This window comes from Pseudomonas sp. PvP089, from assembly GCF_017875165.1.
In the GTDB taxonomy this organism is placed as follows: Bacteria; Pseudomonadota; Gammaproteobacteria; order Pseudomonadales; family Pseudomonadaceae; genus Aquipseudomonas; species Aquipseudomonas fortuita.
In genome coordinates this window covers 4,166,189-4,179,241 of record NZ_JAGGME010000001.1, presented here as the reverse complement: position 1 = coordinate 4,179,241, position 13,053 = coordinate 4,166,189, and the positions used below count along the sequence as shown (strand labels likewise).

12 protein-coding genes and 2 riboswitches are annotated in these 13,053 nt (G+C 63.3%); of the genes, 4 read left to right on the top strand and 8 right to left on the bottom strand.

The genetic code is table 11. The annotated features are described in order from the left end of the window. Positions 1-88 precede the first annotated feature (88 nt). Positions 89-286: riboswitch (cobalamin riboswitch) on the bottom strand. Positions 287-314: 28 nt separating this feature from the next. After that, on the bottom strand, positions 315-1,481 hold the full coding sequence (locus J3A71_RS19080) for a heparan-alpha-glucosaminide N-acetyltransferase domain-containing protein (protein ID WP_096425888.1): 1,167 nt from the start codon (positions 1,479-1,481) through the stop codon (positions 315-317). 185 nt (positions 1,482-1,666) lie between these two features. Next, entirely contained in the window at positions 1,667-3,793 is a 2,127-nt protein-coding gene (locus J3A71_RS19075; protein WP_096426950.1) for a TonB-dependent receptor, read from the bottom strand. A gap of 108 nt (positions 3,794-3,901) precedes the next feature. Beyond that, a riboswitch (cobalamin riboswitch) is annotated at positions 3,902-4,110 on the bottom strand. 160 nt (positions 4,111-4,270) lie between these two features. On the opposite strand from J3A71_RS19075, the gene J3A71_RS19070 reads away from it, so the two are divergent. Continuing rightward, on the top strand, positions 4,271-5,017 hold the full coding sequence (locus J3A71_RS19070; protein WP_016485995.1) for an outer membrane beta-barrel protein: 747 nt from the start codon (positions 4,271-4,273) through the stop codon (positions 5,015-5,017). Positions 5,018-5,148: 131 nt separating this feature from the next. Here J3A71_RS19070 and J3A71_RS19065 read toward each other — a convergent pair whose 3' ends face one another. The 3 genes from J3A71_RS19065 to lpxO form a co-directional block, all read right to left on the bottom strand. After that, positions 5,149-5,718: a GNAT family N-acetyltransferase gene (locus tag J3A71_RS19065; protein WP_096425889.1), complete on the bottom strand. Its 570-nt coding sequence runs from the start codon at positions 5,716-5,718 to the stop codon at positions 5,149-5,151. Between the two features lie 78 nt (positions 5,719-5,796). Next, positions 5,797-6,141 carry a carboxymuconolactone decarboxylase family protein gene (locus J3A71_RS19060; RefSeq protein ID WP_013973174.1) on the bottom strand — a complete coding sequence of 115 codons (345 nt, stop codon included), beginning with the start codon at positions 6,139-6,141 and terminating at the stop codon, positions 5,797-5,799. Between the two features lie 113 nt (positions 6,142-6,254). Beyond that, positions 6,255-7,154, bottom strand: a complete 900-nt coding sequence (gene lpxO / locus J3A71_RS19055) for a lipid A hydroxylase LpxO (RefSeq protein ID WP_060518784.1) — start codon at positions 7,152-7,154, stop codon at positions 6,255-6,257. Positions 7,155-7,312: 158 nt separating this feature from the next. Here lpxO and thpR point away from each other — a divergent pair, with 158 nt between their 5' ends. Beyond that, complete coding sequence (gene thpR, locus J3A71_RS19050; protein WP_096425890.1) at positions 7,313-7,858, top strand: RNA 2',3'-cyclic phosphodiesterase; 546 nt, start codon at positions 7,313-7,315, stop codon at positions 7,856-7,858. Between the two features lie 139 nt (positions 7,859-7,997). Here the strand turns inward: thpR and J3A71_RS19045 are convergent, their stop codons facing one another. Continuing rightward, positions 7,998-8,594 carry an NAD(P)H-dependent oxidoreductase gene (locus J3A71_RS19045; protein WP_016486002.1) on the bottom strand — a complete coding sequence of 199 codons (597 nt, stop codon included), beginning with the start codon at positions 8,592-8,594 and terminating at the stop codon, positions 7,998-8,000. Positions 8,595-8,685: 91 nt separating this feature from the next. Here J3A71_RS19045 and J3A71_RS19040 point away from each other — a divergent pair, with 91 nt between their 5' ends. Beyond that, the gene (locus J3A71_RS19040; RefSeq protein ID WP_016486003.1) at positions 8,686-9,285 is read left to right on the top strand and encodes a TetR/AcrR family transcriptional regulator; all 600 of its coding nucleotides are present in this window, start codon (positions 8,686-8,688) and stop codon (positions 9,283-9,285) included. A gap of 128 nt (positions 9,286-9,413) precedes the next feature. Here J3A71_RS19040 and J3A71_RS19035 read toward each other — a convergent pair whose 3' ends face one another. Then, positions 9,414-10,319: an AraC family transcriptional regulator gene (locus J3A71_RS19035; RefSeq protein ID WP_060518777.1), complete on the bottom strand. Its 906-nt coding sequence runs from the start codon at positions 10,317-10,319 to the stop codon at positions 9,414-9,416. Positions 10,320-10,500: 181 nt separating this feature from the next. On the opposite strand from J3A71_RS19035, the gene calA reads away from it, so the two are divergent. Beyond that, complete coding sequence (gene calA, locus J3A71_RS19030; protein ID WP_060518776.1) at positions 10,501-11,553, top strand: vanillin reductase; 1,053 nt, start codon at positions 10,501-10,503, stop codon at positions 11,551-11,553. A gap of 141 nt (positions 11,554-11,694) precedes the next feature. On the opposite strand, the gene J3A71_RS19025 is transcribed toward calA, so the two are convergent. Then, a complete protein-coding gene (locus tag J3A71_RS19025; RefSeq protein ID WP_023048835.1) occupies positions 11,695-13,011 on the bottom strand; it encodes a hypothetical protein in 1,317 nt (438 codons plus the stop codon). Positions 13,012-13,053 lie beyond the last annotated feature (42 nt).

Below are 13,053 nucleotides of genomic sequence, written 5' to 3'. Positions count from 1 at the left end.
AGTTCGGGTGAGGAACGCACGGACAGGCATCGCCGAGCCCCCGCCGAGGGCAGGGGCAACACTGATGGCCAATCCCGGACACCCCGCCGGTTGGTAAATGTAGGCCGGCAGGTCTCCTGACTGGTGCGTCATGGCCCGGCTCCGGCCTTCCCGGGTTGTGGCCCAGTGGCATCAATGGAGCAGGCTCGGCACCTACAGTTGCGGGGGCAGTTCCGTTTGGCCCGTATTGGCGGGCCTGGGATTCCCTATTAATTCCGTGGTGGAAACCGGCGGCCCGCATGGTAGACCATCGTGCCGCCGGGTGAAAACGCTTTTCAGAAGTACTTCAGCCAGGTGATGTCGCGGCGGCGCGCTTTCAGGCGAGCGAACCCGCGCACCGGCAGGTACAGCGAAACCGCCACCACCACTGCACCCAGCCACACCGCCGCGATGCCGTCGAAGCCGAAGTAGTCGCCATGGTTGAGGCCGAACAGCGCCACGCAGGCCAGGTACAACAGCTTCAGCACGTACAGGTGCAACAGGTAGAAAAACATCGGTGCTGCGCCAAACACTGCCAGCGCGCTGATCCAGCGGGCCTGGCCGGCGCGCTCGAAGGCGCGCAGCAAAAGCAGGCCGCAGCCCAGGGTCAAGGCCAGGAACAGCAGTGAAGGCGGGTACTTGGTGATGTTGAAGAAGCTCATCACGGTTTGTGTGAAGGTGGGGTAACCGCTCCACGGCGCCTCGCCATAGCCGTTGAACATGCGCAACGCGACAAAGCCCAGCAACGCGATCAAACCCGCCAGCAGCAGGCGCTGCTGGCGTTGGCCAGCCGCACTGCCCCGGGCAAACCAGGGGCCCAGGCCATAACCCAGCGCGATGACGCCGATCCATGGCAGCACCGGGTAAGACGTGCGCAGGCGCAGGTTTTCGGAAAACTCAAGCCAACCCCGGTCGTGCAGGATTGCCCATGGCACGTGCAGGGCTGACTCCACGCCAAAGTGCAGGCCGTCGAGCAGGTTGTGGCCGGCAACGATGGCTGCGCCCAGGGCGAGCAGGGCAGCACGTGGCAGCCATACCAGCAGCGACAGGGCGATCATGCTGACGCCGATGGCCCAGATGACTTGCAGGTAGATGACGCTTGGGGGCAGCTGAAAGGTCCAGGCGAAGTTGACCAGGGTGAATTCCAGCACCACCAGGAACAACCCGCGCTTGAACAGAAACGCCGAGACATCGCCGCGGCCTTGGTGCTTTTCGCCGTACAGCCAGGCCGACAGCCCGGTTAGCAGGACAAACACTGGCGCGCACAGGTGGGCCAGGGTCCGGCTGAAGAACAGCGAAGGCTCTGTAGCGTCGATGGTCATCGGGTCGCTGACCTGTCGGTGCAGGAAGAACGTTTCGCGGACGTGGTCCAGAAGCATGAACAGGATCACCAGGCCGCGCAGGGCATCGATGCTTTGCAGGCGCTGGGTGATCAAGGAGGGCGTGGCGCTGGCGCTTGTCATGGAGGGTCGCTGATAGGAATTAATGTCATGTGAAACGTTATCTTATAACTAATTGATGAGAGGTTGGTAGAGGTTTTTGTGTTGCCTGTGCCGGTCTCTTCGCTGCGCAAGGCTGCTCCTACCGGTCGGTGGTGACTGGTAGGAGCAGCCTGGTGCTGCGAAGAAGCCGTTACAGGCAACTCAGGTCAGAAGGTGTAATCAACCGTCGCAAAGTACGATCGTGGCATCCCCATCAACCACTGCTGCCCACTGAACGCCGACTGCACATATTCACGATCAGACAGGTTGTTCAACTGCAACCCCAACTTCACATCCGGCAGCACCTGCCAGGCGATGTTGGCATCGACCACGGCGTAGCCGGGGGCACGTTGGGAATTGGCAGTATCGGCATAACGCTCATCCACGTAGCGCACACCCATGCCGGCCTCTACCTGCTGGCCGAAGCCTTTGCTCAGCCACAGGTTGGCGGTACGCCGTGGCACGTTGGCCGGCCGGTTGCCGGCACGGTCCTGCGCTACACCGCCGACCATCTCGTCGAAATCGTCATACCTGGCGCGTACCAGCGACGCATTGGCCGACACCTGCCATTGATGCGCCAATGCCAGTTCCAGGGTTGCCTCAAGGCCATCTGACGTCTGCTGCCCAGCCTGTTGTTTCTCGTGGGTGATCGGGTCGTCCACCAGCAGCTTCTTTTTGACGATGTGGTAGGCGGCCAGCGTCCATTCGCCACGGCCGTCCCAGAAGCGCTGCTTGAGGCCAACCTCGGTCTGTTTCGCCTCGGTCAGGTCATAGTGCATCTGGGTGGGGCTGAGGCTGATGAGGTTGTTGACCCCCTCCTGGCTGGTGGAGTACTGCCCGAACAGCGCCAAGTCATCGGTGACTGCGAACACCAGCCCGGCGCGCCAGTTACCACCTTGCAGGCTGCGGTCGCTGCGGCTGTCGTTGGTCAGGTTGGTGCGGTCGATGTGGTTCTGGTCGCGGCGCACCCCAGTGGCCAGCGACAGCCGGTCGCTCAGCTGCAAGCGGTTCTCGGCGAACAGAGCGAAGGTGTGGGTGCTGGACAAGGTTTGCGGGCGCAGTGGCGAGGCGCTGTGGAACCCGCCCGGTTCTGGCTGCCATGGGTCGATGTAGTCACCGCCCACATCGTTGTAGGGCGCGTTGCTGTCGACGTTGAAGCGGACCTTGTTGTATTCCGCGCCGACCACGGTCTTGCTGGCCAGGCTGAACAGCCTGTGGTCAAAGGTGAAGGTCTGGCGGTCGCCGAACTGTTCCTGGTTGTGCTTGATCTCCAGGTAGCTGCCGCGCTGCAATTGCTGGCGCTCGGCGTCCCAGCTGTAGTCTTCGGCATTGCGCCAGTGGCGGCGGCTTTTGATGTAGTACAGCTGGTTGCTGGCGCTGACGTGGTCGTTCAGCGTCCAGTCCGTGGTCAGCCGGGTCCACTCATCGACGTAGTGCTGCACGTCGTTCTGCACGTTGGAGTTTTTCTTGCGCAGGCTGCTGCGGTAGTGGCCGTCGATCAGCGGGGTGCCGTAGTAGTTGGCAGGCTCTGCATCACCACGGTCGTGGGCAAGGGTGAAACTGAGGTCGTCACTGGCATCGAAACGCAGCGCGGCACTCAGGGCCAGGCTGCGCGATGTGGTGCGGTCGACCCAGCCGTTGCCGGCCTGCTGGTTAAGGGTCAGGCGATAGCTAAGGCGCTCGCTGAGGCTGCCGCCGCTGTCCAGGCCGAGCTGCTGGCGGTCCCACGAGCCGTAGCCCAGGCGCAGGTGGTTGCGCACCTCGCCGGCAAACGGTTTTTTCGGGATCACGTTGATCACCGCGCCGGTGGCGCCTTCGCCATGCAGAACCGAAGCCGGGCCGCGAATGACATCGATACGCTCGACCATCCACGGGTCGACCGGGAACGTCTGGGTGCCGGCACCGGTGTACAGGCGGGCGCCGTCGAACAGGGTCATCACCGAACTGTGACCGGCAAAGCCGCGGGCGGACAGGCCTGTGCCGCCGTCGCCGGGGGAGCCGACGAAGGTGATGCCCGGCGACCGCGTCACCGCATCCTGCACGGTGAGGTTGTTGCGCTGCTGAATCTGCTCGGCGCTGATGCTGCTGGTGCTGGCCGGTGTTTCCAGGGCACTGAGGCCGAGGCGCGAGCCTGCCTGGGTCGGCGTGGCCAGGTCGAGGGTGCGGCTGTCGAGGGTGTCGGTGATGGCCGTGGAAGGCAAGGCCAAGGGCTGCCGGTCATGGCCATCGGCCAGGGCCGGGAGGGCGACGGCCAGGCAGGCCGCCAGGGGGTGAAGCTTGAACATACGGGACATGTCGTTCCACTGCTGCAGGAATGAATGGATCCCGGTGGAAAACACGCAAAGGCGAACCATGCAGGCAGGCGCGCGCACGGATTCCGGCCTGCGCCCGCCCACCGCGGGTTGCCAAGTGAAGCTCCAGGCCGGTCTCCGGGCTTGCGAGGGGCATGAAACCTCCACCTTCCCATGCACGTGCACAGTGGTATCTCGAAGGGTTCACTCGCTTACCGTTGCGGGGGCAGCGCCGGACTTGTCATGGGTAACATGACGCACCGGCTTCCCGTTTCACCCTGCGCGCGGCGGCGAAGGGCACCTGAAACTGGCGCGCATCTGACCACTGAAAGGCTAAGGCGTCAAATGTTGGCGTGCCATGAATACGCCGATAAAACACAGGGTTGCGTGTTTTTACTGATTTTTTTTCGAACTTTTCGTGTGGCGTTTGTCTCGAACCGCACGTTCGTCTTTCGTTACCAAGTCATGGAGACTTTACGCATGCCTGCTCGTCATCTGTTGCGCCACACCTGCCTGCTCGCCTTGATCGCCGCACCGCTGGCCGCCACCGCCGCACCCAGCACCGACCCGCTGTTCACCATCGGTCTGCAGGGCGCCTACGACAAGTTCAAGTTCGAAGGTGGCAGTGAAAGCGACAAGGAACACATGGGCCAGGGCGGTGTGTTCGCCACCTTCGGCAACAAGCTGACAGCCGAATCCGGTTTCATCTACCAAATCGGCGCCGAAGCCAAATACGGCAAGAAGAACGACAACAAGCTCAAGGAAGCCCAGGCTGACCTGGACCTTGGCTGGCGTGCGGCGCTGGACGCTCGCAACTTCGTCGATGTGACCGTGGGCGGCGGCTACAGCTGGTCGCGCTTCGAGCCGGAAATCAACGACCTTGATACCAAGCTCACCGTGAAGTCGCCCTTTGCCAAGGCGGCGCTGGGCTACAACCACCAGTTCGACGCCTCGACCCTGCGGGTGGAAGTGGGCGCGCGCCACACCCTGGACGGCCGTGCGCGGCTGAAAGTGGACGACTTTGGCAGCGACACGGTCGACCTCAAAGACCGCACCAACCCGTACGCCGAAGTGACGTTGCTGATGAACCAGCAGGGCGCTTTGCCGGTGCAGGCCGGGGTGTACTACACCCGCACCGAATACAAGCTGGACGAAGATTCGCCAGTGGCAGACAACACCAAGCTCAAGCGTGACGAGTTTGGTGTAAAGGTGGGCTTGGCGTTCTGAAGCTGAGCGTTTAGCAGGCCCGGCCTCTTCGCGGGTGAACCCGCTCCCACAGGGACCGCACAGCCTTTAGGTGCTGCGCAGTACTCGTGGGAGCGGGCAAGCCCGCGAAGGGGCCGAACCTGCAAGAGAGGTCAGCGCCCGCGACGCCGCGACACCCGTGCCTCGATGTTCTTGCGCCCGATCAGCAGCGGTGGTTTCTCCACCACCGGCTCCTCTGCCAGCCACTTGTACATCACCAGGCAGTCCACCAGCCCCAGGCGGGCATGGCGGTAAGCCTTGGGCAAGCGGCCGACCGTTTCAAATCCCAGCCTGTGCCACAGTGCCACCGCAATTTCATTGCTGGCCACTACCGAGTTGAACTGCAGGGCCAGAAAGCCCTCCTGGCGTGCCAGCTTCTGCGAGTGCTCGCACATCAGGCGTGCCACACCTCGGCCGCGTGCCTGTTCGCACACCATATAGCCGCAATTGCCCACGTGCGCGCCAGGCCCGGTGGCATTGGCCTTAAGATAATAAGAACCCAGCAGCTCGCCATCTTCTTCGGCCAGCAGCGTGTGCAATGGCAGCTCCAGCCACAGCTGGCGGGCCTGATCGATGCTCAGCTCGGGGTCAAAGGCGTAGGTTTCACGGGCCTGGACAATGGCCTGGAAGGTGGGCCAGAAGCGCTCGAAGTCTTCGGCTGTCATAGGGCGAACGTGGATCATGCGGGCTCCTGCAAGGGCTGGGCCGCCAAGTCTGTGGGGCGCGGCGCCGTCGCGCAAGGGCGGCGACGCCGTTTGGGCCTAGCCGTTGGCCTTGCCCACCGCATCCATGGCTCGCGCCGAGTACACCAGCGCAGCACCGGCGTTCATCGCCACGGCCACGCCGAGGGCTTCGGCAATTTCCTCGCGGCTGGCCCCGTGCTTGACCGCCTGCTGCGAATGCACGGCGATGCAGCCGTCGCAACGGGTGGTCACGGCCACGGCCAGTGAGATCAACTCACGCGTCTTGGCGTCGAGGTGGTTGGTCTTGGCTCCCGCACCGCTGGCGGTCATGTAACCGGCCACGGTGTCGGGGGAGAGTTGCTTGAGATCGCCGATGCCGGCCATCAACTGCTTACGGTAGGCGTCCCAGTCCATCATGCTCATCGTCTTCACCTTGTGGTGGTTGCGAGTGGAGCTTTCAGGCTAGTCGAAGAGTGACACCTGCGAGGCTTGTACTTTGGTGGGTGTGCAGCAGCACTTGTGGGCGCGTTGAGCCTTCAAATGTAGATGAACACCAGCACCAGCGCTGCAACCACCGCCCACTTTTCCACGTAGTAACGCAGGCGGTTGCGCTTCTTCAGCGCTTTGCCGCGTTCACGGATCTTGTAGATGCGGGTGAACAACCGGTTGATACCGCCGGTCTTGTCGCCGGCACCGTTGGGCGCGGCGGCGGCGGCCATGACGTTGCGGCTGAACCAGCGGTTGAACGCAGTGGCCCAGCGGTACTTGAGCGGGCGCTCGACGTCACAGAACAGGATGATGCGGTTGTGCTCGGTCGTGTTCGCCGCGTAGTGGATGTAGGTCTCGTCGAAGATCACGCCCTCGCCATCGCGCCATGAGTATTTCTCGCCGTCCACGTCGATGTAGCAACCGTCATCGTTCGGCGTGTCCAGGCCCAGGTGATAGCGGTACGAGCCGGCATATGGGTCACGGTGGCGCACCAGCTTGGCGCCCGGCGGCAGGGTAGCGAACATGGCAGCCTTGACCGTGCCGATGCTTTGCAGCAGTTCGGTGGTGCGTGGGCAGAGGGCCATCGCCGAAGGGTGGCTTTCGCCGTACCACTTCAGGTAGAAGCGCTTCCAGCCAGTCTTGAAAAACGAGTTGAAACCGACGTCATCGTAGTTGTCGGACTTCTTGATTTCGCCCACGTGCAGCAACTGGCGGCCTTCCTCGCGGATTTCCTGCCAGTGGTCTTGCAGCGGCTTCAGTTCGGGGAAGGCTTCGACCGGCAAGTATGGCTTGGCCGGGAGCTTGGAAAACAGGTACAGGAAACTGTTGACCGGGGCGAGGAAGCTGGAGTGGTCGCCCAGCTGGCGAGTCAATTTGTGGCGAACCCGACCGCGCAGGTGCACGTAGGCAATCGAGAGGGCGAAGATAAGTACGAGTGCAATTTTCATGGACGTTTACTTGTCGAAAAATGGCCATGCGTCATGGCATAAGCTCGCCAGCATAAACAATCATGGGGGTAGTTTGTACTTATTGTTACGAAACACCGGGGCGACATTGGTGTAATGCCCTACAGTCTTGCGCAAACGTTTCATGTCAGGGAGTTGGTATGGTTCAGGATATACGCCCCAGCGGTAGCCCGTTCAAACGGCTGTTCTTCGCCTTGCCGGTCAGCGATGCCCAGCGCCATGCCTTGGCTCAGTGGCGCCGGGCGCTGAACCTGCGCAGCGGCATACCCGTCCCCGCGGCCAACTTCCATGTCACGCTGTTGTTCCTCGGCGATGTGGATACCGCACAGGTGCCGGCGATCTGTGCGGCAGTCGATCAACTGACGTTGCCAACTCTGGCACCGCGGCTGTTGCTTGACCGTTTGCAGGTGTGGCAGCGGGCCGGCGCGTTGGTGCTGGAGGCACAGCAGACACCGCCGGCCCTGTTGCAACTGGTGTACGGCTTGCAGCAGGCACTGCTGCCGTTGGGGGTGGAGGCGGCCAACCGTGAGTATCGGCCGCACTTGACCCTGTCCAGGGATTACCACGGGCAACCACCCGAGGCCAGCAGCGCGCCGGAGTTCTACCTCAGCGCGCGCCACTTCACGCTCTACGAGTCGCGCAAGGGCGCCTACTGGCCCTTGGCGCAGTGGCCGCTGGCAGACTGACCCGGGGTCAGAGTTGCGTGGCTCGCCATAGTTGTTGCTGCCATTGAGCTGGTTGAAGCCTGCAACCCAGTACTTCTTGTCGAACAGGTGGCGTGCCCAACCGAGGCTGCCGCTACTTGAGTAGCCGCCCTGTGCCAGTTCAGGCTGCGGCCTGGCAATCTGCAAACAGTTTTTTGCCCAAGGCGTGTGCATGGTGCAAGTGGGGAAGCTGGTCAGGCCCTTCGCTGTCATCCAGCAAGGTGGAACTGAGTACCTCGGCGCCGCAATAGTCGAAGATGCCGTGCTCGATCTGCACGCGCATCGCCTCGCCATAGCCGTGCCGTTCGAAGGTGCCTGTATCGGCACCCGCAACGCCGATCAGGTGAACCTTCATGCCACGCAATTTCTTCACCGTGGCGCCTTCTTCATAGTCGAACGCCCAGCCATTGCTGAATACCCGTTCGACCCAGCCCTTGAGCAGGGCCGGCAGTGACCACCAGTAGACCGGATAGACCAGCACCAGGGCATCGGCGCGCTCGATGCGTGCCTGCTCGTTGAGTACATCAGCCGGCGGTGCTGCCAGCCGGCGGTGCACGGCATGGTCTGCCAGGCTGAAGCGGGGGTCGAAGCCTTCGCTGGCCAGGTCGGCGATTTCGCTGCTGTGGCCGACGCTGGCCAGGCCGTCGGCAACCTGCCGGGCCAGCGCGTGGGTGAGGGATTGCGGGTCATGGTGACCGACGACGATCAGAGCGTGCATGGTGGCTCTCCATTCAACGGTGCAGGGTAGCCTGAAGCGTTATATACTCCAGGTAAGTTACGCTTAGTAAGTTACTTTTGGTAGGTAATCGATGTCAAGCAACGATCAAGCCCGTTCCCGCAAGCGCCTGAGCCGCGACGACCGACGCAGGCAGTTGCTGGACATGGCCTGGCAATTGGTGCGGGAGGAGGGTACCGATGCCTTGAGCCTGGGCCGCCTGGCTGAACAGGCGGGGGTAACCAAGCCGGTGGTCTATGACCATTTCGAGACCCGCAACGGGCTGCTGATGGCGCTGTACCAGGAATACGATGCGCGTCAGTCGCAGATGCTGGCGCAAGCCTTGGCCAGCTGTGAAGCCAGCTTGGCCAGCCGCGCCCGGGTGATTGCCGAGGCCTACGTGGACTGCGTGATGAGCCAGGGCCGGGAGATACCCGGGGTGTCGGCAGCGCTGGCCGGGTCGCCGGAACTGGAGGCGCTGAAACGGGCGTACGAGCAGCCGTTCCTGGACAAGTGCCGCGAAGCCTTGGCCGGGTTTTCGCCCAGCGGCAATGTAGGGGTTGCCGGCATGCGCCTGCTGGTCGGGGCAGCGGATGCGCTGTCCCAGGCGGCTGCAGCGGGAGAGCTGGAAGCCGGGCAGGCCAAGGCTGAGCTCAAGGCCGCCATTATCGCCATGGTCGAACGGCAAACATGAAGCGCATGCGACCATTGTGTGCGGGCGCACCCGCGAACACCGGCATAGCCGGTGCCATCCACCGCGTTGTCTGCTTCGCGGGCGCGCCCGCTCCCACAGTGATCGAGCATGCTTGATAACTGGCTTCGCTACACAGGCAAGCTCTGGTAGGGCTGTTCATCCCCCGGGCTGCGCTCGAACTGGCGCTTGTACTCGCGGCTGAACTGTGAGGTGCTCTGGTAACCCACCCGGTGCGCTGTTTGCGCCACCCCCAGGCCTTCACCGATCAGCATCTGCTGCGCCTTGAGTAGCCGCAAGCGCTTGAGGTACTGCATCGGTGCCATGTCGGTGCAGCGCTTGAAGTGTTCATGGAAGGTCGAAACGCTCATGTTGGCCCGCGCGGCCAGTGCCTCCACGCTCAGCGGCTCGGCGTAGTGCTCGCGCAGGTGGGCGAGGGCGGCGCCGATGCGGGCAAAATGCCCCTGTTGCTCCACCAGTGCTCGCAACACACCGGCCTGCGGGCCGCGCAGCGCGGTATACAGCACCTCACGTACGCGCGCCGGGCCCAGCACCTTGGCATCAAGCGGGTCCTGCAGGCAGTGCAGCAGCCGTTCCACACTGTCACGCATTGGCGCATCCAGTGCCGCCGAGGTCATCGATTGCGGTGTTTGCGCCTGTACTGCAGCGTCCGGCACCAGGCCCATGCTCTGCACCAGTTCACCCAGCACGCCACGGTCGATGTCCACCGCCACGCCCAGCAATGGCGCGTCAGGGGTGGCGAAGGTTTCGCACATGAACGGCACCGACAACGCCTGCACCAGGTAATGCCCGGCGCCGTACTCCAGGGTGCGCGGCCCCAGGCGCGCCAGCTTGCTGCCCTGGGCCAGGATCATCAGGCTGGGTTCGTAGATCTGCGGGCTGCTGGCCACATAGTGGTCCCAGCTCAGCACCTGTACCTGGGGCAGGTGCGTGGGCACAAAGCCCGGGCGCGTGGCGAGGCTGCGGATCAGCGTACAAAGTGGCGAATTGGCGTCGACGTGGCGGGTCAGTTGCATGTTAAACCAGGGGCAGAGGATCAGACAGCTTAATCATCGCAGATTAAGGGGATGGCGCGAGTTATCAGATGGCATCTTCGGATAATCAGGCATGGATGCCGGAGAATCTGCCGTGGGCGTGACGCGGTTGGACGCGCAAAATGCGTCGCCTGAATCGTTTCACTTCCCTGCGAGGACCTGCATGTATACCGCCATCGGTTACGCCGCCCAAACCCCTTCCAGCCCTCTGGCCCCCATGACCTTCGAGCGCCGCAGCCCGCGCCCGGACGACGTCGCCATCGACATCCTGTACTGCGGCGTATGCCACTCCGACATCCACCAGGCACGCAACGAATGGGGGATTGCCGTGTACCCGCTGATGCCTGGCCACGAGATCATTGGCCGGGTCACGGCGGTGGGCGCCAAGGTCACCGCACACAAGGTGGGTGACTTGGTTGGCGTCGGCTGCATGGTCGACGCGTGCCGCCATTGCGAAGCCTGCGCCAAGGACCTGGAGCAATACTGCTCGGAAGGCCCGACCATGACCTACGCCACCCCGGACCGGGTCGACGGCAGCAACACCATGGGCGGTTACTCCAGCAGCATCGTGGTCAGCGAGCACTTCGTGCTGCGCATCCCGGCCGGCATGGACCTGCCCAGCGCCGCACCTATACTGTGCGCCGGCATTACCACCTATTCGCCGCTCAAGCATCACGGCGTCGGTCCGGGCCACAAGGTCGGCATCCTCGGCATGGGCGGGCTGGGCCACATGGGCATCAAGCTGGCCAAGGCTCTGGGTGCGGAAGTGACCCTGTTCACTCGCTCCCAGGCCAAGGCTGAGGAAGCCCGTCGCCAGGGTGCCGACCATGTGATCGTGTCCACCGACCCCGAGCAGATGCACGCCGCAGCTGGTCGTTTCGATTTCCTGCTCGATACCATTCCGGTGCAACACGACCTCAACCCGTACCTGGAAACGCTGAAGTTCGATGGTGTGCACATCCTGGTTGGCCTGATCGAACCGATCGACCCGCCCGTGCATGCGGCCAACCTGGTGTTGAAGCGCCGGGTGCTGGCGGGGTCGTTGATCGGTGGCATCGCCGAGACCCAGGAAGTGCTGGACTTCTGCGCCGAGCACGACATCCGCTGCGATATCGAGATGCTGGATATCCGTAACATCAACCAGGCGTATGAGCGGATGATCGCCGGTGATGTCAAGTACCGGTTCGTGATCGACATGGCCACGTTGCAAGGCTGATTGATCGGCTGCCTGTCCTGGCCTCTTCGCGGGGAAACCCGCTCCCACAGTTGCACCACGGCATTCACGCTATGTGCGGTCCCGTGGGAGCGGGTTCACCCGCGAAGGGGCCAGTACAGGCTGCAACAAATCCTGGTTCTGTTACCAGACCATCGCCTTGTCCCACCCCCGCCAGAACAACCACCGCCGCACCTCGCCATGTGCCCCGGTGCCGATCTGCCATTCAGGCCGCCCGTTATCCAGCGCAATTACCGACACCACCCCCGCGTGGCTAGCCGCCACCAGCGTTTGCCCGTCGGCGCTGATATCCATCGCACTGATGGTCGAGCCCAGGTAATGCTGCCAGTGTTCCGTACCGTCCTCGCCAAACGCCCGCAGGTAGCCATAGGCATCCCCCACAATGTACTCGCCATTACGCGCTACGCCGGCGTATACCCGCGCGCCATCCTGCAGCAGTGGGGTACGTGGGTCCTGGCTGTAGTAGTCGGTTTCCAGCCCCGGCAAATCGGCGACGTTTACCCCCAACGTGGCGCCGCTGTAGAAATGACAGGCATTGAGGGCCAGGTGGTCACCCGCGCGGTTGAACAACGCGAAGTGCGGGTACTCGCTGCCAGGGCCGATGTCCGCCAGCAGCCTGAGTTGCGCGTCCAGCACCAGGTGCCGGCTGCCTTGCTCACCCACCACGATCAGCCGGCCATCCGCCGACACCGCGCCATGCTCCATGCTCAGCCCCAGGCTGATGTCGTCCGGGTCGGTGCCTTCGGCCAATTCATCGAGCACGCGTGTCTGCTGTGGCAGCAGGCGAGTCGCACCCTCGGTGGACAGCACGAAGATACCTTCGGCACTCACCAGCAGCACGCGTTGGCCATCCGGGAAGGGGATCAGCGCGGTCGGGGTGGGCGGCAGGTCGAACGGTTCGAACGGGTAACCTGGCGGCAACCCCTCCAGCCCGGTTGGCCAGGCCAGGCGCTGCACGTGTGGGCCGCCCCAGCCATCGGTCACACGCACGCCTTCGGCGTTGGCCAGGGCGAAGTAGCGACGGGCCGGGCAGCGGCCAAAGTGTTCGATACCGATGACCGGGGTTACCTCTTGGTGGCCGATACGCACCACATGACCCTTGTCGTAAGGCATGCCGATGCGTGCCAGCAGGCTGCCATCCTCCAGCAGCAGGACATTGCTGATGCCTTGGCCGTGGTCTTCGAGCAACGGTACCAGGGGGTGGTGCGCAGGTGGCCAGGCTTCGCGGAAGGCTCGACGCTGTTGTTCGTCGGCGCCAGGGTGATTGGCTGCCTGCAGGGCTGTCAGCCAGGCGTCCAGCAGGTGCCCGGTGGCTGGCGCCTGCGGCTCTTCAAGATTGTCCCAGCCTTGCGCACGGCCCTGCGCGACGTATTCGTTGACGGCCTGGGCATAGGCAATGACTGCCTGCTGCCACTGCTGCTGGGGGTGCTGCTTGTCCATGAGCGGATCGGGCTCCTTGTTGCACACGCGTTTCACACAAAG